Genomic DNA, 20,491 nt, shown 5'->3' with positions numbered 1-20,491 from the left:
TCGGTGACATTGCGTTAAGTATGCCCAGGTATATTACAGTGACGTCACTGCTGAATAAAACAAAGAAAAGAGATCCGTGGTTTCTGGACGATTATACTATTAATCCGTACAGTGGTTGTGCATTCAACTGCTTGTACTGTTATATACGCGGCAGCAAATACGGTATTAACATGGCAGAGAAGTTGTCGGTGAAGGAAAATGCTTTAGCCATCCTTCGCCGGCAACTGGCAGCCAGGGCCCGCAAACAGCAACAGGGTTTTGTTGTATTATCTTCCGTTACGGATGCGTATCTGCCCATAGAAGAAAAAGAGCAACTGACCAGGGGCGTCCTGGAGCTCCTGCTGGAATACCGGTTTCCCGTGCATATTATCACCAAATCTCCCCTCGTACTGCGCGACCTGGACTTACTCCGGCGCATCAACGAAAGTGCCATTTTACCCCCTGATATGGCCCAATATCAACATAAGGTTTTTATTACTTTCTCTTTCAGCACCATTGATCCGGTAATAGGTAAACAGTTTGAACCAGGAGCACCTGATCCGGCAAAACGATTATTGGCTATGCAGGCATGCGCTGATGCAGGGTTTATGACGGGCGTGAGCTTAATGCCTCTGCTTCCTTTTATCACAGATGTGCCGGAACAACTGGCACGCATGTACGCTGCTTTTCAGCAACACGGCGCCCGATATGTTTTTCCCGCTTCCATCACGCTATGGGGCGAAGGCGAGGCCGATAGTAAACAACTTGTATTACAGGCTGTAGCGCAATATTATCCGCAGCACCTCACTAATTATCAACGACTGTTTACTCATAACAACAGTGTGCCGGCAGCCTACAACAGCGCCCTACAGGCAGCTGCAGCGGCAGAAGCCACCCGTTACGCATTACCCGCTCAGATCCCTTTTGTATAAGGCTTTCAAAATTTTATCTGTTTAAACTTGCTTTCCCCCTTGTAAAACAATATTTTAGGAGAGCAAATTTTAAAACCCACGGATATGAGTAATGTAAACAACCGCAGACAATTCCTGCGTCAAATGGGATTATACACGATGGGAATCGGTATGTTACCCGCTGTACTGGCTGCCTGTAATAACGGGAAATCCACCCGGGAAGGGACGAAAGACAGCTCCGCTGCTCCCGGAACAGGCGAGGCTGCTGCCAAAGAACTTTTCTTTAAAATATCATTGGCGGAATGGTCTTTCCACAAAGCATTGTTTGCCGGTAAAATGAATCACCTCGACTTCGCTTCCCGCGCGAAGAATGAATTCGGTATCCAGGGCATCGAATATGTAAACCAGTTTTTCAAAGACAAGGCAAAGGATCAGTCATACCTCGCTGAAATGAAAAAACGTGCGGATGACCTGGGTGTACGTAGTGTGCTGATCATGTGCGATGGGGAAGGAGAAATGGGAGATCTTGAGGTGAAGAAAAGATTGCAGGCAGTTGAAAATCATTACAAATGGGTAGAAGCTGCGGCCTTCCTGGGTTGTCATTCCATCCGTGTAAATGCTGCCGGAGAAGGAGCGCCGGAAGAAGTGGCCAAAGCAGCAGCCGAATCATTAACCAAACTGGCCACGTTTGGTAAGGAACATAACATCGGTGTTATCGTGGAAAACCACGGCGGGATGTCTTCCAACGGCAAATGGCTGAGTGGCATCATGAAAACGGTGAACATGCCTAACTGCGGCACATTACCGGATCTTGGTAACTTCTGCATCAAAAGAAGCAAGCCGGAAAGTAATACACCGGAAGCCTGGGCTAAAACTACCTGCCTGGAAGAATACGATCGCTACGAAGGCGTGACAGAGCTGATGCCTTTTGCAAAAGGCGTGAGCGCTAAAACCTACGACTTCGATGATGCCGGTAATGAAAAGACCATCGACTATACACGCATTCTTAAGATTGTAAAGGATGCCGGTTTCAATGGCTTTATGGGCATTGAATACGAAGGTGAAAGATTATCTGAAGAAGAAGGGATTAAGAAAACCAAAGAGCTGTTGCTGAGAGTAGGCGGGGCGATGTAGAGATGGTTATTCAGCTATTAGCCATTAGCTTTTAGCTTTTAGCAAAATGCAGCGAAGAGAAACATATATACTATGTTCTTCGCTGCATTTTGCTAAAAGCTAAAAGCTAATGGCTAATAGCTAAAATCCCCCAAACGCTTTCTTAAGGAACGCCAACGCATGTGTGTAAGCATCTGCTGTGGCAACGCTGTTGAAAATAGGATTACTGGGATTGGCAAAGCCATGATCTGCATCATAACGTTTAACCGTCAACGTTTTCCCTGCGGTTTGCATATTTTTTTCAAATTCGTCTACTACCTGAGGGGGGATGCCTTTATCTTTATTACCGAAGATGCCCAACACCGGACCCTGTAAAGTGCGCAATTCATTCACGTCTTTTTCCGGCATGCCATAATACATCACCACACCAATATTTTGTGCGCCTGCCAGTAATCCCGACTGTAGCGCAATACCCCCACCAAAACACCAGCCAATAGCCGCTATTTTGGCTGGTTTGCCGGCGTAGGCGATAGCGCCTCTCATAATGGCGCCTAACCGCTCCCTGGAGGCTCCCTGCATTAATTTGGCTGCATCCTCACGGTTAGTAGCTACCTTCTGATCATACATGTCTACCGCCAACACATTTACTTTTCCTCCCAGGTCATTGTATAATTTTTCAGATTGCTTTTTGATGTAGTCGTTCAACCCATACCATTCCTGGTATACCAGCAGGTATTGATCGGTAGCTGTTTTGGCTTTAAACAGGAAGCCATGTGCAGGTGTGCCGTCAGCGGTGTTGAACGTGATATTGGTACCAGTAGTGCCCTGGTACGTATAGGGTAACGGATCTTTATGTGCCATGCGGAAATCTTCCCGGTTGGCGAGGGTGGCAAATTCAGTTACCGCGTCTGTATGACAGCAGGGGGCTGTTTGTGCAAAAGCACTCACGGCCATAAATAGTAATGTGGTTACGAAGGACAGTTTTTTCATAACAGTTATTTTTGGTGAGTAGAAGTTACGAATTTCTTTGGTGTAGGTTTTGTAAAATCAATGATATGGATCTTCAGTCAGGTTACCCTTATTCACTCATCCGTAATGGTCTTCCATTCAATTACCCATGGCTGGAAGCCGATATTCGTACAGACGTGGCAGTAATAGGCGGTGGTATTTCAGGTGCTTTAGCCGCCTATGCTTTAACACGCGCAGGTATACCCACCGTAGTGGTGGATGCCCGTACAATCGGACTGGGTAGCACGGCCGCGAGCACTTCGCTGTTGCAGTATGAAATTGATACACCTTTACATAAGCTGCAGGAAAAGGTAGGTATTGCCGCCGCCAACAGGGCATATGAACTATGTGCAGCATCTATCGGGGAACTGGAAAGTATTTGTAAAACGCTGCGGTTTCCTCATTTTGAAAAGAAGCATAGTCTTTACCTGGCCTCTTATCGCAAAGACGTGGCGGGGTTAACGAAAGAATACCAGGCCCGTAAAACCCTGGGACTGAAAATGGACTGGTGGGACGAAAGCATGGTAACAGATAAGATGGGCTTTACTGCGCCGGCGGCCATCTATTCTCATACGGCTGCACAAACGGATGCCTACCTGTTGTCGCATGCGCTGCATCAGCATAATATCCACCATGGTGGGGCGGTATATGACCGCACTGCGGTGGTGGATATGGAATTCCGTCCACGGAGTGTGGTACTGAAAACCGCGCATGGGCAACAGATCACTGCCCGTTACCTGGTAATTGCTACCGGCTACGAAGTATTGCAATATATAAAGCTCCCCCTGCTGAAGCTGAATGCTACCTATGCCGTGGTTAGTGAACCTAATCATGCAGTGGAGCAATGGTATCAGGACTGCCTGATCTGGGAAACAAAATCTCCGTATCTGTATATGCGCGTTACCAGCGACCACAGGGTTCTGATAGGAGGGAGAGACGAACCTTTCTATAACCCTGCCAGGCGGGATAAACTGATTCACCGCAAAGCTGCCGCCCTGGAAAAAGATCTGCGTAGGAAGTTTACGGAACTCCGCTTTCAGCCTGAGTTCAAGTGGGCTGGTACTTTTGGGTCTACAGAAGATGGGTTGCCATTTATCGGTACTTTTGCGCCAATGCCGCATACATACTTTGCACTGGGCTTTGGTGGCAACGGCATTACTTTCAGCCAGATCGCCGCCAATATTATTACAGATCTTATACAGGGAAAGAAGAATCCCGATGCCGATATTTTTTCTTTCAACAGAAAAATAAGAAACTAACAGAAACGTATATACTAATATTAATTTAATCCGCGCAGATTTGTAAAATCAACTGTATATTACAATCTGCATATTGATCGTCTGTAAATTTAAATAGAATGGCAAATTCTTTTTATTCCTATCTGGCATTTATACTGCCAGACGCTAACGCAAACATCGACACGCTGAAAAACGCTTTAACCGACTTTTATTCAGGGCCGGAGATCGAAAATCAGCCAACAGTCAGCATGAATGAGAACGAAATTACGGTACGTTTTGAGGACGACTACACTTTCCATATTGCGTTTTCAAATGATGCGCATGTTAATGTAGAAGCCCGTGAACTGGCTGAAGAGCAGGCATTGGACTGGAACGAGGCCGCCTTTGATAAAGCGGCGCTGGCACGAAGTACCAGTCGTTTTGAGATCTGGGGAGAGGAAGATTATGACATGGACTATTTTAATGATAGCCTTTTTATAATACAGAAGATAGAAGAATTTAACGGCGTTATTATTTTTCAAAACAACTAGATAAAAGCAAAAAAGACAAGCAGTCTCCCGATGCTTTTGAGAGAGCCGCTTATCTTTTCCGGAAAAATATATAACTAACGTTAACGAATATACTAAAACGTAATCACTGCTTTATTGTTGGTGATTTTATATTTGAAATGTTGTTGCTCGCCCAGGCTACGCAATACATCTTCCAGGGTGGCATTAAAAAAGCGGGCGTCTGTGATCACCGGAGATTTGGAGGCATCTCCCTTCATTTCTATTTCTACGCCAAACCATTCTTCCAGTACCCGGCTCAGCGTCATTGGATTGGCATTTTGAACATGAAGTGTATCTGACAACCAGGTTTCCAGTTCTTCCGGATGATAGGTTTCTTTTTCCATCAGGTCTATTTCATTATTGGCCAGGATCATTTGTCCGCGTTCCAGAATTTCCGGTTGATTATCGGTAGTGGAATGATAGGACTTTCCTACGCGGATTTTCCCGGTAAGCAGGTATACGGTAGCGCCGTGTTGACTGGCAAAAGAGCGCATTTTGAAAGAAGTACCTAAAACGGTTGCTCTCAACTTATCACTGGTCACCGTAAAAGTATCGGTTGCAGGGGTGACATTGAAAAAAGCATCCCCATCCAGTATGACAGCACGGTTGCCTTGCAGATAGTTCTCCGGTACTTCCAGCACAGAAGCAGAATTGAGAATTACCCGGGAGCTGTCCGGGAGAGTTACCGGTGTCCTTTGGCCGGTGGTGCCCTTATAGGAAGTATACTTAACGCCCGGTGTTTTCAGGTTCACTGTAGTGGCTTCCGGCGCTTTGGGCTGGCAACCGGTGAATACTATTCCCCCCAGTAGAAACAGGATAAATGTCTTTTGCCAGGTGGCTGTTTGGGAGATAGTATCAGTTTTAAATAGCATATTCCGGGAATTTTGTATGTAATAGAAAAGACCTAAAAGTAATAAAATAAACAGCGGTAAACAGGTATGCTTAAACAATTTATGAGAAGCAATAGACAATATCTGATAACGCTGTTAAAAAGATATGCTGATATTATAATGATTTTTGTTTAAAAGGTGGACGCACCCTAACTTTGCGGCCCATGGAAAAGCAGCTACCTTTATCATTTGATAATACGGCTATTGCATTTGAGGCAAAGACCGACAAAGCACTGAAAAAAGCCAACTTTCTCTTTAGTAATATAGGGAAACCCTGGTTGGTAAAATTCGGTTCAGTGATGACACCCATCGCATTTAAACTGAGATTACCCATCAAAGGGATTATCAAAAAAACTATTTTCTCACAGTTTTGTGGCGGCGAAAGCCTGGAAGAAGCGGCTACCACTGCATTGCAGTTGGGCAACTATCATGTAGGGGTTGCGTTGGATTACGGGGTGGAAGCCATGGAAGGTGAACACAGTTATGATGCAGCTGTACCGGAATTTATCCGGGCTATCCAATACGCAGGCAGCAGACCCGACATCCCTTTTATAGCAATTAAAATAACCGGTTTTGCCAGGTTTGACCTGCTGGAAAAAGTGCATCGTAAAGAAACCTTGTCCGCCTCAGAACAGGAAGAATATATCCGTGTACGTAATCGCATTTATGCGATTGCGGAAGCAGCCTCCAGGCATAACGTAGCAGTGCTGGTGGATGCAGAAGAATCCTGGATTCAGGATCCGGTTGACGATCTCACCGATGAGATGATGTCTTTATTCAACAAAGGAAAAGTAGTAGTATATAATACTTTCCAGATGTACTGCCACGACCGTTACAACTTCCTGCAGGTATCGCTGCAGAAAGCAGAAAAAGAAGGGTATCTGCTGGGAGCGAAGTTGGTACGTGGTGCATACATGGAAAAAGAAAATAAGCGCGCTGCAGAAAATAATTATCCTACACCAATACAACCGGGTAAAGAAGCCACAGACAGGGATTATGATGCGGCAGTGAAATACTGTCTGGATCACCTCGATAAACTCGCAGTTTTCATTGGTACACATAATGAAAACAGCTGTATGCTGGCCGCCCGTATGCTGGATGCAAAAGGGATTACCCACAATCATCCGCATGTCAGCTTCTCCCAGTTGCTGGGCATGAGCGATAACATCACCTTTAACCTGGCACATGCCGGCTACAATGTCAGTAAATACCTGCCTTATGGCCCGGTAAAAGAAGTAATGCCTTACCTGCTTCGCAGGGCGCAGGAAAACACTTCCATCGCCGGACAAATGGGACGTGAACTGGCACTGATCAGAAAGGAAATGAAGAGAAGGGGAATTTAAATAGCTATTAGCCATTAGCTTTTAGCAAAAATGCAGCGAAGAACATAGTATATATGTTTCTCTTCGCTGCATTTTTGCTAAAAGCTAAAAGCTAATGGCTAAAAGCTTTCTAAATATTGCTCTCACTCTGAGGCAACGGATATTTCTCCCACACGTCATCATCTGGTCTGTCTTTAGGCAAGGTGCCCAACAGGTTATATCTTCTTACATCAATCCAGCGATGTCCTTCCATGAACAGGGAATAACGCCTGTTATACAGTAGTTCTGTAATTAGTGCTGCCTGTGTAGTTGGACCGGGATAAGGAGCAAGATTATGGGCTATCCGGATCCTGTTGATAGCAACAATGGCATCAGGCAGGGCGTTGAGTTGAATTTTTGCTTCTGCATAGATCAGGATCAGTTCTTCATTACGGATAATACTGATAGATGAATTGGGAGAAGCCCATATGATCACATCCCGGTTGCCGGTTAATCCACCCTGACTGGCAGAAGAAGTACGGATGGCTGTTTTAAGGTCCAGACGGTCATCCCCCGGAGCAAGATTAGTGGTGAAAGATGGATGTGATACCCTTATTTCTCCGTTACCATTAGGCGCAATGAACATGGTATTTGCCAGGTCACCGCCGTTGGTAGAAAAGCTGTGAGAGATGCCGACGTTCAGATTACCGTTCAGGTCGAAGAAAGATTCATTCAGCGCAGTTAACGCGGCTGCCCAGTTTTTACGGTAAATATGTACCCTTGCCGCAAGCGCGCGATTAAATTTAATTAAGCCGGCAGCATCTTTAAACCCGGTGAAACCAGCGGATAACGGGAAGATCACTTCAGAACCGGTGAGATCCGCTTTACCTTCATCCAAAAATTTCAACACGGAATCCAGTACCTGGTCGGGATTGGTGATCACTGGTCCCAGGGTGCCACCACTGGCTACGGGGATACGGGCACCATTGGTATAGGTCAGGTTAATATTCAGCAACAGCTGGTAACCGATCAGCGTTTTTGAATAACCCAGGAAGGCTTTCTTTTGTGCATCGGAAGCTATTTCTGTACGGGTATTCCTGATGGCATCCTGCAGGATAAAACACTGCCTGGCTACCTGGTAACGGGAGGCCCATGGATTGGTGAGATAAAAGGTGTTGTTATCCAGCAGCTTGGTACCACCACCTAATAAATCCGTGGTATACCGCGGTTCTGCAGTAGAGAAACGGTAAATTTCACGGCCGATAACGCCTACGCCATCCAGGTAAGCAGCAAGACTGTTACGCATCCCGGATTCGGCACCGGTTACGAGGTTAAACAAATCACTTCTGGACGGATCTTTTGAAATACCGTCTACAACTGGTGTATTGAGACTATTGATTTCTCCCTTCTGACATGCATTGATGAGCAGTAGCGAAAAAACAACAGCGATCGTTGAGATATACTTTTTCATATATAATGATTTTATTAGCAGAGAGAAAATGATCAGAAATCTATACCAACATGAAAACTGGCTCTTTTAGATGCAGGAAAAGGCATCACATCTACACCAGTAGATAACCCAATACTGCCGCGGCTTTGCGAAGTAGTAATGGTGTTACTGCCGAAGTTGGAAACTTCCGGATCATAGCCCACATATTTAGTCCAGGTAAAGAAGTTGTTGGCGGAAATGCCGAGACGTAAACCTCTGATTGTTTTGTTGTTTTTCAGCGGCACATTGTAATATAAGCCTATCTCACGGATACGCACATACGAAGCATCCTGTACATAAATAGATGCATCACCGGCGCCGGGACGGTAAAGCCCTGCCTTGGTGCCATTGCTCACTTCATCAAAGTCAGGGGAAGTAGCGCCAAGGTCAGTCAGCAGCTGGGTAAGATTGATGTTGTCGCCACCTTTTTTCCAGTGAATAAGAAACCGGAGTGAGAAGTTTTTGAACAGGGTCACCTCATTGAAGAAGCTCATCTGGAATTTAGGTTCTGAGTTGCCGATCAGTTTCAGTGCACCATCCACAGTACCTTTGATCTGCGTAGCCGGCTGTCCTTCTTCCAGGTAGAAAGTTCCCAGTGAGTTACCAAAAGCGCCAATGGCATATGGAGGAATAATCAGTTTGGTCACTTTACTGCGGTTAAACCAGAAGTTAATAGTACTGTTCCACCTGAACTGGGCAGTATTCACGGGAATGGTGTTCAGTCCCAGTTCAATACCTTCGTTCTTTAGGTCACCACTGTTTTTCCACTCATTGGCATAACCGGTGGAGGCAGGCAATGCATGGCGCAGCAGTACGTCATAAATGTTTTTGTTATAATAGCTGGCTTCCAGGCTGATACGGCCATTCAGCACACTGATGTCTAAACCCGTTTCAAATTCTGCCTGCCGTTCTGGTTTGATATCCGGATTTCCCTGGAGGTTGTCTACAAGTACACCGGGGAACCCGCCAATATTACTACCCAGCATAGCGGTAAATTTACTGCCATAGGGAGGTACGTTGCCAGACTGTCCGTAAGCCGCACGGATCTTCAGGTTATCAATGCTGGGAATATTCCAGAATTTCATTTTGGTCAGGTTCCATGAAAAGGATCCTTTAGGGAAGACATAGTACTTCTTATAGTCACCATTGTTGGTAGACCGGTCAAAACGCACACCGGCACTAAATGTGATGGCATCCATAAGAGAAAGGTCTTCCTGTATGAAAATACCATTATCCCGGAATTTCTGCCGGAACTGACGGGTATTGGTATTGGCACTGGCATCCAGGTTACTTTGTCCGGATACGAGGTTGGTAGCATTGGTAACAATGTTATCCATGAAACCATTTTCCAGGGTAGCACCTACCGTACTGTTTAACGTGAGGTTAGGATTAGGTGTAAATGAATTGATGAAGAAGCCCGCAATATTGGTATTGGTGTTGTTGGTGTTGCCCTGTATTGAATGTCCCTGCAGGTTGTTTTCTTCAAATTGCAGGTTACGGGGGAACAGTGCAGCAGTTTTAAAGTTAAAATAATCGATACCACCACGACCTATAAAGCGGGTAGTAGAACGATCACTCATCTGTAGTTTAATTTCCAGGTTACCTCCACCTACAAAGCGGTTTGTTTTTTCGTTGTTGGCCATCAGGTCACGTGTTTCCAATGGGTTGGAAGAAGCAAACTGGTTGCGTGGATATTCTCCCAGTGCATTGGGATGCAGCTCCACAAAATCAGGTGTGGAAGACAATGCAACACCATAGGATACACCGTTGTTGTCGTTGTTGGTAAGCCCCCTGTCGGCAGAAGACCCTATATAATTGGTAGTAACGCCAAGGAATACACGATCATTTACTTTATGGTCTACGTTCAGACGAATGGAGTTGTTGAAATAGCCGGTATTCTTCACAATACCATCTTCCTGTCTCCTGTTGCCGGAGAGATAGAAGGTGGTCTTTTCACTGCCTCCGCTGAGAGAAACGCCAGTGTTCAATACCAGTCCGGTTTGCCCAAACATTTCTTTTTCATAATCATAGATCTTGCCTGCATTTTTGGCTGCATTAAACTGTGCCTTGTAAGCAGCCCGTTTTGCCTGCACAGCAGGATCCGGATTGCTGGCGGCACCGGCCAGGTCGGCGGCTGCATCTTCTGTGAAGGTACGTACGCCCATCAGGTGTCTTACCTGGGTGAAACCTACTTCCTGGTTTACACTCACTTTCGTTTGACCGGTCTTACCTTTTTTAGTGGTGATAATAATTACACCGGCTGCTGCCTTGGCGCCATACATGGCTGCCGCAGAAGCACCTTTCAGGATTTCAATATTTTCAATGTCTTCAGGGTTCAGATCCGCAATACGGCTGGAAGGGTTATCCTGGTTATTGGGATTGCCTGCTGTAGCGGCGCCGGTAACATCATTCAATCCAGCCGGGATACTGCTGTTATTGAAGAAAATACCGTCTACTACATACAGGGGCTGGGAGTTTCCGAATACGGAAGTGATACCTCTCATTTTTACGGAAATACCACCACCGGGGGCTCCGGAGTTGGCGGTGATCAATGCTCCCGGCACTTTGCCACTAAGTGCGGCATCAAAGGTCTGGGCAGGCGCTACTCCATTTAATTCCTTGCCCGAAATAGTAGCTACCGCGTTGGCAAGGTTACTTCGCTTTACGTTGGTGGCCAAACCCGTTACCACAATTTCTTCCAGACGGGCAAAATCCTCTTCTATAGAAATATTCAATATCGTTTCTCCTGGTTTCAGGGCCACCGTCTGACTCTTGTAGCCCGTGTAACTTACCAGTAAACTGGTAGTCCCGGCAGGAATGGCGAGAGTAAACTTGCCATCGGGGTCTGTGATGGTGCCTTTATTGGTGTTGGGTACCCGAACGGTAACCCCTGGAATAGGTTTGCCACTTACGGCATCCTTTATTCTTCCGGAAATGTTTTGTTGCGCAAATAGTGCCAGGGTACTGCACAGGCATAGCAGTACCAGCAAGCTGGATTTTGGTAGAAGCATAGCTTGTTTGGTTTAGATAAATGGTGATGTGGTAAAAGAGGTTATTTTATCATATAGTTTGATAGTAATTTTGATGATTAAAGGACTAAAACTGTTCTTGATTTTGGTTGTATTATTTAAAACTATTTTCCTCTGTAATTACCCTACCGGAATGGCTAACACAGGTTTTTCAGTACATCTTCCGGGGGAGGGAGTTCTCATTAAGCCGATCTTGTTGTAATGTTGAATTATTATAGCAGATTACGAAATTTTACAGGTATTTCGGTTTTTTTTGTTTGACTTAATTATGTTATATTTTTTCGATTGTAAACTTCGTAAATTGCGCCCTTATGGATCAGTATCTATCTTTATTACAACATATTATCAGGGAAGGCGCCGTTAAAACAGATCGCACCGGAACCGGTACTACCAGCTGCTTTGGCTACCAGATGCGCTTTAATTTACAGGAAGGATTTCCGGTGGTCACCACCAAAAAACTGCATCTTAAATCTATTATATACGAATTATTGTGGTTTCTGAAAGGTGATACCAACACCGGTTGGCTGAAAGAACATGGTGTCAGTATCTGGGACGAATGGGCCGATAAAAATGGCGATTTGGGACCGGTATACGGCAAGCAATGGCGTAGCTGGGAAACCCGTAGTGGAAAAGTAATCGACCAGATTACAGAGGCTGTAAACACTATTAAAAACAATCCGGACTCCCGCCGCATCATCGTGAACGCATGGAATGTAGGTGAACTGTCAGAAATGGCACTCAGCCCCTGTCATTGCCTGTTCCAGTTTTATGTTACCCCGGCAGATCCGGCAAAAGGAGAAACCCGCGGTAAACTGAGCTGTCAGCTGTATCAGCGCAGCGCTGATGTATTCCTCGGTGTACCTTTCAACATCGCCTCCTATGCACTGTTAACCATGATGATGGCACAGGTCTGCAACCTGGACGCCGGAGATTTTATACATACTTTTGGTGATGTGCATCTTTATAGCAACCACATGGAACAGGCCAACCTGCAATTAAGCAGACAACCTTTCCCGCTCCCGGCAATGAAGATCAACCCGGAAGTAAAAGATATTTTTTCTTTTAAGTATGAAGATTTTGAACTGGTAAATTATCAGTTCCATCCAGCCATTAAAGCTCCGGTAGCTATATAACCTTCTTTATATGCGTATATCCATCATTGTAGCTGCTTCGGATAACAATGTTATTGGTATCAATAATATGCTGCCCTGGCGCTTACCAACGGATCTTAAATATTTTAAAGCCACTACATTGGGCAAACCCATTGTGATGGGACGCAAAACATTTGAATCCCTGGGTAAAGCCCTGCCAGGCAGACCCAATATTGTGATTACCCGGCAGCCGGATTATCAGCCGGAAGGAGCCTATGTAGTAAGTTCTATTGAAGAGGGTATTGCAAAAGCCAGAACATTTGAAGGAGAGGAGCTGTTTATTACCGGCGGATCCCAGATCTTCGAACAGGCATGGCCGTTAATTGAACGTATTTACCTTACCCGCGTATACGCCGTTGTTCCCGGCGATGCTTTCTTCCCGCAGATAGATGGGGGAGAGTTCGAACTGGTCAGTGATGAGCGTCATGAAGCAGATGAAAAAAATCAGTACGCATTTTCGTTCCAGGTATGGGAACGGATCTAAAATAACAGTATAAAAGAATAACCCACGGCGCTATCTATGCCGTGGGTTATTTTTTATACTAACCTAAACGGTTATTTGAAAATAACGGTGCCCATACCATTAGTGAGCTCTTTTTCCAGGGAGTTCAGGTGTTTCTGCATTTCCAGGCAACTCATGATCTGATCCATGTCCGTGGCCTTCTTTGCTTCTTCCTGGTTTTCGTAGATCAGCTTTTTGATCTTACGGAGAATAAGATAGTTGGTAGTAGAGATCGTATCTTTCAGATAAGCATTATCCCCATACACGGTATCAATTTCAAAGCGGTCTTTCCAGTTCATGCTGAGATCCGCTTCTTTATCTTCCAGGATATTGGCAATTTGTTTGGACAAAACCTGGTCTTCGTGATACAGGAACCATTTCTTATCCTGCAGATTACCGGTATCATACAGCACTTTATATTCTCTTAAGATTCTTTTTACCACTTCGCTTTCTGCCAGTGCTTCAAAGTCGTAGGGGAGATGGAAGACATAATCCGCCACCGTACTATTTTCTTCTTCACTAAATGGTTTATCACCAAAGCGGAGTAAGATTTTTACCAGCTCTTTCTCCTGTTTTTCGTGTCCGTTGATCAGCGATTCTACAGAAATGCCTGTTTCGGCAGCTTCCATAGCAGCAATGGCCTCTTCGCTGAGTCCATCATCATCGGGAGCAGGGGTATTACGGGCGTGTGCCTGCTCACGTTTGACAAGCCTGTCACGGATAAATTTATTGACCAGCTGAATCAGCCCCTGTTCATCAATATGTAATAACTGGCTGCATTGCCGGATATAATCCTGCTGCCGGGTAAAATCTTCTGCCTTATCAATTTTGGAAATGGTTTCGGCAATTTCATTTACCAGCTGTGATTTTTTATTGCTGTCGGTACCTGCTTCCTGCATGCTCAGCTGCAGCTTAAACAGTACGAAGTCCTGCTTATTATCTTTGATAAATTCGCGGAACGCTTCTGCACCTATCTTCTGCACATAACTATCCGGATCTTCTTTGTCAGGCAGCAATACCAGCTTTACGTTCAGGCCTTCTTCTATGGCCATATCCAGCCCACGAAGTGCAGCCTTCACACCAGCACTGTCCCCGTCATAGAGGATAGTGAGGTTATTGGTATATTTCTTTATCAGCCGGAGCTGATCCTGCGTAAGCGAAGTACCGCTGGATGCTACCACGTTTTCCACACCAGCCTGGTGCAGGGAAACCACATCTGTATATCCCTCTACCAGCAAACATTCATTGAGCTTGTCAATGGCATGTCGCGCAAAGTAGGTACCATAAAGTACCCTGCTTTTTACATAGATCTCATTTTCGGGAGAGTTGATGTACTTGGGTGCCCGGTCTGATTTCACCAGGATACGTGCACCAAATCCCAGTATCTTACCGGATTGGTTGTGAATAGGGAAAATCACACGCCCGCGGTAATTATCTGCCGGCTGATCATTACGGATGGCTACCAGTCCCGTTTTTTGCAGGTATTCCAGGTTATACCCCTTATCCAATGCTGATTTTGCAAAGGAGTCAAAGGTATTCAGACAGTAGCCCAGCTGGAACTTTTTGATCGTTTCTTCCGTAAATCCTCGTTCTTCGAAGTAACTGAGGCCAACATTCTGCCCTTCTTCTTTGTTGAAAAGGACATCTGTAAAATACTCCCGGGCGTAGTTGTTGATGATAAACAAACTATCCGCCATGAGCTGATGCTGTTTCAGCTCAGGACTTACCTCTGTTTCTTCCAGCTCTACCTGGTAACGTTGTGCCAGCCACCTTAGCGCTTCTACATAGGAGTACTTTTCGTGCTCCATGATAAAGCTGATGGAATTACCACTGGCGCCGCAACCAAAACACTTATAAATCTCTTTGCCGGGAGAAACGGTGAAAGACGGGGATTTTTCGTTGTGAAACGGGCACAAACCCAGGTAGTTGGCGCCCCTTTTTTTAAGTTTAACGAAGGAGCCCACTATTTCCACAATGTCTATGCGGCTGAGGATCTGTTGTATGGAGTTTTGTGATATCACGCAACTGCAAACATACGGGAAATTGGTGAAGGCTGGAAAAGTGCAACTGATGGCGCAGAAGATCCGGGCTTCTGCGCCATTATTGTTCACCTATCTTTCCTTATATTTGGTAGATTATCAATTAGCCAAATCAATCTTATTTATCAGATGAAAGAAGTATTTATAGTAGCTACCGCCCGCACACCAATAGGTTCATTCAATGGTGCGTTGTCAGGCGTTCCGGCTACACAGCTCGGCGCTACCGTTATCAAAGCAGTATTGGAAAGAGCAGGTATTGCAGCCACGGAAGTGAATGAAGTGTATATGGGCAATGTACTCAGTGCCAACCTGGGTCAGGCTCCTGCGAACCAGGCCAGTCTGGCGGCGGGAGTTCCCAATAGTGTACCCTGTACCACCGTTAACAAAGTATGTGCCTCCGGCATGAAAGCAATTATGCTGGCCGCGCAAAGCATTATGCTGGGTGATAATGAAGTAGTGGTAGCCGGTGGTATGGAAAACATGAGCGCAGCTCCTTATTACCTGGATAAAGCCCGTACAGGATATAAACTGGGACATGGAAACATTATAGACGGTATTATCCGTGATGGTCTCTGGGATCCTTATAAGGATTTCCATATGGGCAACGCAGCAGAACTGTGTGCTACGGAATACCACATTACCCGGGAAGACCAGGACGCTTACGCTATTGAAAGCTACAAGCGTTCAGCAGCTGCATGGGAAAAAGGTTATTTTAAGGAAGAAGTAGTACCGGTGCAGGTACCTGGTAAACAGGTAGTTACGGTGGCAGAGGATGAGGACTATAAAAAAGTCATTTTTGAAAAAGTGCCTACCCTGAAGCCAAGTTTTCAGAAAGATGGTACCATCACTGCCGCAAATGCTTCCAATATCAATGATGGTGCAGCAGCAGTGGTGCTGGTAAGCGGTGAAAAACTGAAAGCACTGGGATTGAAGCCACTGGCTAAAATCATCAGTTTTGCAGATGCTTCCCAGGCACCGGAATGGTTTACGACTACGCCGGTAAAAGCCATCAACAATGCCCTGGCCAAAGCCGGTTTGCAGATAGGAGATATGGATTATGCAGAAGTAAATGAAGCGTTTTCCTGCGTGCCTATCGCCAATGCAAAAGACCTGGGGCTGCCACTGGATAAAGTAAATGTATGGGGCGGCGCAGTAGCCTTGGGACATCCTATTGGTTGCAGCGGTGCACGTATCGTGGTAACTCTCAATTCCATCCTGCATCAGCAGAATGCCCGTTACGGCGTAGCTGGTATCTGCAATGGCGGCGGTGGAGCAAGTGCGATTATTATTGAAAAAGTATAGTTTTTTAGCTGTTAGCCATTAGCTTTTAGCTGTTAGCAAAATGCAGCGGAGGTAAACATATATTATGTTCTCCGCTGCATTTTGCTAACAGCTAAAAGCTAATGGCTAACAGCTAACGGCTAATTGCCAAGCGCAATCACGGTATCCCGGTTGTTCAACCTGATCCACACACTATCTTGTCCGCGTTTCAACATCTTCAGGGAATGCAGGGTCGTCCTGGGCGTCACTACATCAGGTGTAATCTTCTCAAAAAATAAATATTTGTCTTCTACCAGGCTGTATGCCGGGTAGGTGGATAAGATGTTGGTGGTTTTTGTTTGCAGGGCATAATCATCATCAATATTGTAGCGCTGAAACTCACTGTCAGAAAGGAAGGTAATGGCAGCTACCAGGGTAATGGTACGCAGTGGAGGAATGAGTAATCCGAGTAGCAGCACAAAAGGAAAACCAAAGAAGCATAGCAGGTAGGCGTACCTGGCATCATTGTCTGGTTTCGTTAAACCATATAGCAGCATGCCGGTTCCCGCGTAGAGGGTGAAGAAAATTCTTTCCGTCTGGGTGCCTTTAAAACCATAATTATTCAGCATCAGGAGCAGACATAGTCCGGCAAAGCAACCAAAAAACAGGTGGAGATACCATAAGAGTACCTGGAGGACAGGAGAATGAGCCTTTTTGATTTTACAGGAAAGGGCAGCTAAAAAGCATAAGGTCAGGATAGTGATGGTAATCATGACAGTGGGCAATTGTTGGCAGGCTTCAATAATGTTATAAAATATAAATATATATAATTATTTTAATTAACTACCAACAATGTGTATGTCAGGGGCATAATAATTATTAATCGGGCGTTTACTTTGCTTTTTCGCTAACAAACAATATTTTTGCCCTGCCTTTCGATAAAGGCAATTAAACTTTCAATTAAGAATAGCATGCGTCAGATAGCTTTCAGACAAGCCTTAAGAGAAGCCCTGCAGGAGGAATTTCGCCGTGATGAACGGGTATTCCTTATGGGGGAGGAAGTAGCCGAATACAATGGTGCTTATAAAGTGAGCCAGGGAATGCTGGATGAATTTGGTCCAAAACGCGTAATTGACACGCCGATCGCAGAACTCGGATTTACTGCCATTGGCGTAGGTGCTGCTCAGAACGGCCTGCGTCCGGTTCTTGAATTCATGACCTGGAACTTCGCTGTACTGGCGTTGGATCAGATCCTCAATACCGCTTCCAAAATGCTCGCGATGAGTGGTGGACAAGTGGGCTGCCCGATCGTTTTCCGTGGACCTAACGGTTCTGCAGGACAGCTCGGCGCTCAGCACTCTACTGCTTTCGAAAGCTACTATGCCAATATCCCGGGGCTGAAAGTAATATCCGTTTCTAACCCTTATGATGCAAAAGGTTTGCTTAAAGCGGCTATCCGCGATGACGATCCGGTTGTTTTCATGGAAAGTGAGTTAATGTACGGTGATATGGGTGAAGTTCCTGAAGAAGAATACATCATCCCGATTGGTAAAGCAGATATTAAACGTGCAGGTAAAGATGTAACCATCGTTTCTTTCAACAAAATGATGAAAGTAGCGCTGGGTGCAGCAGAAGAACTGGCAAAAGAAGGTATCGAAGCAGAAGTAATCGATTTGCGTACAATTCGTCCGCTGGATTGGTTCACTATCCTGGAATCTGTAAAGAAAACCAACCGCCTGGTAATCGTAGAAGAACAATGGCCTTTTGCGAGTATCTCTTCTGAAATCACTTACCGTATCCAGAAAGAAGGTTTCGACTACCTGGATGCACCTATCCGTCGTATTACTGCACAGGATGCTCCTATGCACTATGCGCCTAACCTGGTTAAACAGTACCTGCCTGATGTTGAGCGTACCGTGAAACTGGTGAAAGAAGTAATGTATATGAAGAAATAGCTGTTAGCTGTTAGCAGTTAGCTTTTAGATAAGAGCGAAGATTATAAAGAGAAAGGAGCGAAGGTCATCTTCGCTCCTTTCTCTTTATATAGTAATGATGGATAACTGCTGATAATTTAACCGCAAAAATCTAATAGCTGGCAGCTAAAGGCTAACAGCTAAGCAAACAAATCACTTGATAGATATCGGTCCCCGCGATCGCAGATGATACTAACGATAACACCACTACGCAGTTCCTGAGATACCCGTACTGCTGCTGCTACAGCACCTCCACTGCTCATACCACAGAAAACAGCTTCTTCTTTTGCCAGTCTTTTGGTCATGATCCTGGCTTCTTCTTCTGAAATATCCATGATGCGGTCTACTCTTGGTCTTTCAAATATTTTAGGAAGATATGCCTCCGGCCACTTGCGGATGCCAGGAATTTTGGAACCATCTGTAGGCTGGCAACCTACTATCTGTATCTCCGGATTTTGTTCCTTTAAATAACGCGATACGCCCATAATTGTACCGGTAGTACCCATAGCGCTCACGAAATGAGTGATGGCTCCTGCCGTATCCTTCCATATTTCAGGTCCGGTAGTCTTGTAGTGCATACCGTAGTTGTCAGGATTGGCAAATTGGTTCAGCATAAAATAACCACCCTGGGCTACCTTGTCGTTGGCATAGTCTATAGAGCCTTCCATCGATAACTCCTTTGGCGTAAGTGTTACTTTGGCGCCGTATACTTCCATAGTGAGTACACGTTCCCTGGTGGCATCCGATGGCATTACCAATTCAATCTCCAGTCCAAACAGGCTGGCAATCATGGCCAATGCAATACCGGTATTACCACTGGTAGCTTCAATCAGTTTCATACCTGGTTTAATATCACCCCTGTCCAGTGCCCCTTTGATCATACCATAAGCAGCCCTGTCTTTCACGCTGCCCGCGGGGTTGTTGCCTTCCAGTTTGGCAAATATTTTTACCGCCGGATTCACCGAAATATTTTTTAATTCTACCATCGGCGTATTGCCGATGAGATCTATGATGGAAGCCATTGTATTGTATTAATCCTGATTTGTGTCTGAAAATTTGTGTTCTGCTTTATAATAGATCCTGGAAAATGGTTCTACACTTTTAATGAGCCACACATTACCACCAATCACGCTGTGATGACCTATTATAGTATCTCCACCCAGTATAGTGGCGCCGGCATAGATCACTACATGTTCTTCAATAGTAGGATGCCTTTTGCTGCGCGCCATGCTCTTTTCTATGCTCAGCGCTCCCAGGGTAACTCCCTGGTACAGCTTTACATGTGGCCCTATGACAGTTGTTTCGCCGATAACGATACCGGTTCCGTGATCTATACAACACCAGGGGGCAATCACTGCTCCCGGATGAATATCCACACCGGTGCGGGAATGTGCCAGCTCCGTAATCATACGCGGTAACACCGGTATTTTCAGGTTGTACAGGGCATGCGCAATGCGATAAAAAGCAATGGCATAAAAACCCGGATAAGCCCGGATCACTTCATATATACAGGATGCAGCCGGGTCACCCTGGTAAATGGCGCCTGCATCTTTGGTCAGTTCGTCATAAATAACCGGGACTTTACTCATAAAAGCCCTACTCAACGCCACTGCATCTGTGGGCAACTGATGCACCATAGATTGCAGTAACTGCTGTAACTGTGCTTCCAGCTGATGGCTGTATTGCTCCAGTACCACCGGATCAGCCATTACCTGACCTGTGTGCTCCGGAAAAAGCCAGTTGACCAGATTGCTGACGAAATCATCTACTGCACCGGTAGCCGGATAGGCATTCGCCGCTGCCAGTTGGTGCCGCCGCTTCAACTCTTCCAAAAAATCATTCATATGCGGATGGATATTACAGGTATTGGCACTTTATATATGATGAAATTACGCATAAATCCTGTAAAGGTAGTAGACTGTTTGCTGAATTTCAAGTGCTTTTAGCTTTTAGCTCCCAGCTGTTAGCATAAGGTAGTCAACTTCGCTGCATTACACTAACAGCTATATCGCTATCTATCAACATTAATCCCTAAAATTCACCCGCCACATCCACCCGCT

The 20,491-nt window shown here is 45.4% G+C and carries 17 protein-coding genes; 9 read left to right on the top strand and 8 right to left on the bottom strand.

The genetic code is table 11. The annotated features are described in order from the left end of the window. Positions 1 to 20 precede the first annotated feature (20 nt). Together AB4Z08_RS30145 and AB4Z08_RS30140 are read left to right on the top strand one after the other, a co-directional pair. On the top strand, positions 21 to 911 hold the full coding sequence (locus tag AB4Z08_RS30145; RefSeq protein ID WP_441577506.1) for an SPL family radical SAM protein: 891 nt from the start codon (positions 21 to 23) through the stop codon (positions 909 to 911). An 84-nt stretch (positions 912 to 995) separates the two neighbouring features. Next, on the top strand, positions 996 to 2,024 hold the full coding sequence (locus AB4Z08_RS30140; RefSeq protein WP_441577505.1) for a sugar phosphate isomerase/epimerase family protein: 1,029 nt from the start codon (positions 996 to 998) through the stop codon (positions 2,022 to 2,024). Between the two features lie 120 nt (positions 2,025 to 2,144). Here AB4Z08_RS30140 and AB4Z08_RS30135 read toward each other — a convergent pair whose 3' ends face one another. Then, on the bottom strand, positions 2,145 to 2,993 hold the full coding sequence (locus AB4Z08_RS30135; protein WP_441577504.1) for a dienelactone hydrolase family protein: 849 nt from the start codon (positions 2,991 to 2,993) through the stop codon (positions 2,145 to 2,147). A gap of 65 nt (positions 2,994 to 3,058) precedes the next feature. Between AB4Z08_RS30135 and AB4Z08_RS30130 the strand changes: the two genes are divergently transcribed. Beyond that, positions 3,059 to 4,270 carry an NAD(P)/FAD-dependent oxidoreductase gene (locus AB4Z08_RS30130; RefSeq protein WP_441577503.1) on the top strand — a complete coding sequence of 404 codons (1,212 nt, stop codon included), beginning with the start codon at positions 3,059 to 3,061 and terminating at the stop codon, positions 4,268 to 4,270. A gap of 98 nt (positions 4,271 to 4,368) precedes the next feature. Further along, positions 4,369 to 4,779, top strand: a complete 411-nt coding sequence (locus tag AB4Z08_RS30125; RefSeq protein ID WP_441577502.1) for a hypothetical protein — start codon at positions 4,369 to 4,371, stop codon at positions 4,777 to 4,779. 92 nt (positions 4,780 to 4,871) lie between these two features. Here AB4Z08_RS30125 and AB4Z08_RS30120 read toward each other — a convergent pair whose 3' ends face one another. Beyond that, positions 4,872 to 5,669, bottom strand: a complete 798-nt coding sequence (locus tag AB4Z08_RS30120; protein WP_441577501.1) for a FecR family protein — start codon at positions 5,667 to 5,669, stop codon at positions 4,872 to 4,874. Positions 5,670 to 5,851: 182 nt separating this feature from the next. Here AB4Z08_RS30120 and AB4Z08_RS30115 point away from each other — a divergent pair, with 182 nt between their 5' ends. After that, positions 5,852 to 7,030 (top strand): proline dehydrogenase family protein, encoded by a 1,179-nt coding sequence (locus AB4Z08_RS30115; protein WP_441577500.1) that lies wholly within the window; start codon positions 5,852 to 5,854, stop codon positions 7,028 to 7,030. Positions 7,031 to 7,139: 109 nt separating this feature from the next. On the opposite strand, the gene AB4Z08_RS30110 is transcribed toward AB4Z08_RS30115, so the two are convergent. Both AB4Z08_RS30110 and AB4Z08_RS30105 read right to left on the bottom strand, forming a co-directional pair. Beyond that, on the bottom strand, positions 7,140 to 8,459 hold the full coding sequence (locus AB4Z08_RS30110) for a RagB/SusD family nutrient uptake outer membrane protein (RefSeq protein ID WP_441577499.1): 1,320 nt from the start codon (positions 8,457 to 8,459) through the stop codon (positions 7,140 to 7,142). Positions 8,460 to 8,491: 32 nt separating this feature from the next. Continuing rightward, positions 8,492 to 11,488, bottom strand: a complete 2,997-nt coding sequence (locus AB4Z08_RS30105) for a SusC/RagA family TonB-linked outer membrane protein (RefSeq protein ID WP_441577498.1) — start codon at positions 11,486 to 11,488, stop codon at positions 8,492 to 8,494. 329 nt (positions 11,489 to 11,817) lie between these two features. On the opposite strand from AB4Z08_RS30105, the gene AB4Z08_RS30100 reads away from it, so the two are divergent. Beyond that, on the top strand, positions 11,818 to 12,639 hold the full coding sequence (locus tag AB4Z08_RS30100; protein WP_441577497.1) for a thymidylate synthase: 822 nt from the start codon (positions 11,818 to 11,820) through the stop codon (positions 12,637 to 12,639). A 10-nt stretch (positions 12,640 to 12,649) separates the two neighbouring features. Next, positions 12,650 to 13,141 (top strand): dihydrofolate reductase, encoded by a 492-nt coding sequence (locus AB4Z08_RS30095; protein WP_441577496.1) that lies wholly within the window; start codon positions 12,650 to 12,652, stop codon positions 13,139 to 13,141. 71 nt (positions 13,142 to 13,212) lie between these two features. Here AB4Z08_RS30095 and dnaG read toward each other — a convergent pair whose 3' ends face one another. Continuing rightward, entirely contained in the window at positions 13,213 to 15,270 is a 2,058-nt protein-coding gene (gene dnaG, locus AB4Z08_RS30090; protein WP_441577495.1) for a DNA primase, read from the bottom strand. Positions 15,271 to 15,327: 57 nt separating this feature from the next. Here dnaG and AB4Z08_RS30085 point away from each other — a divergent pair, with 57 nt between their 5' ends. Then, positions 15,328 to 16,500 (top strand): acetyl-CoA C-acyltransferase, encoded by a 1,173-nt coding sequence (locus AB4Z08_RS30085; RefSeq protein ID WP_441577494.1) that lies wholly within the window; start codon positions 15,328 to 15,330, stop codon positions 16,498 to 16,500. A gap of 119 nt (positions 16,501 to 16,619) precedes the next feature. Here AB4Z08_RS30085 and AB4Z08_RS30080 read toward each other — a convergent pair whose 3' ends face one another. Continuing rightward, positions 16,620 to 17,231 carry a hypothetical protein gene (locus AB4Z08_RS30080; protein ID WP_441577493.1) on the bottom strand — a complete coding sequence of 204 codons (612 nt, stop codon included), beginning with the start codon at positions 17,229 to 17,231 and terminating at the stop codon, positions 16,620 to 16,622. A gap of 150 nt (positions 17,232 to 17,381) precedes the next feature. Here AB4Z08_RS30080 and AB4Z08_RS30075 point away from each other — a divergent pair, with 150 nt between their 5' ends. Further along, on the top strand, positions 17,382 to 18,413 hold the full coding sequence (locus tag AB4Z08_RS30075) for a pyruvate dehydrogenase complex E1 component subunit beta (protein WP_331969309.1): 1,032 nt from the start codon (positions 17,382 to 17,384) through the stop codon (positions 18,411 to 18,413). 158 nt (positions 18,414 to 18,571) lie between these two features. Here AB4Z08_RS30075 and cysM read toward each other — a convergent pair whose 3' ends face one another. Then, the gene (cysM, locus tag AB4Z08_RS30070) at positions 18,572 to 19,453 is read right to left on the bottom strand and encodes a cysteine synthase CysM (RefSeq protein ID WP_441577492.1); all 882 of its coding nucleotides are present in this window, start codon (positions 19,451 to 19,453) and stop codon (positions 18,572 to 18,574) included. 9 nt (positions 19,454 to 19,462) lie between these two features. Further along, entirely contained in the window at positions 19,463 to 20,275 is an 813-nt protein-coding gene (locus AB4Z08_RS30065) for a serine O-acetyltransferase (protein WP_441577491.1), read from the bottom strand. Positions 20,276 to 20,491 lie beyond the last annotated feature (216 nt).

The organism is Chitinophaga sp. RAB17 (genome assembly GCF_052114225.1).
Classification (GTDB): domain Bacteria; phylum Bacteroidota; class Bacteroidia; order Chitinophagales; family Chitinophagaceae; genus Chitinophaga.
The sequence above is the reverse complement of the archived record's forward strand: the minus strand, read 5'-3'. Positions and strand labels throughout refer to the sequence as shown.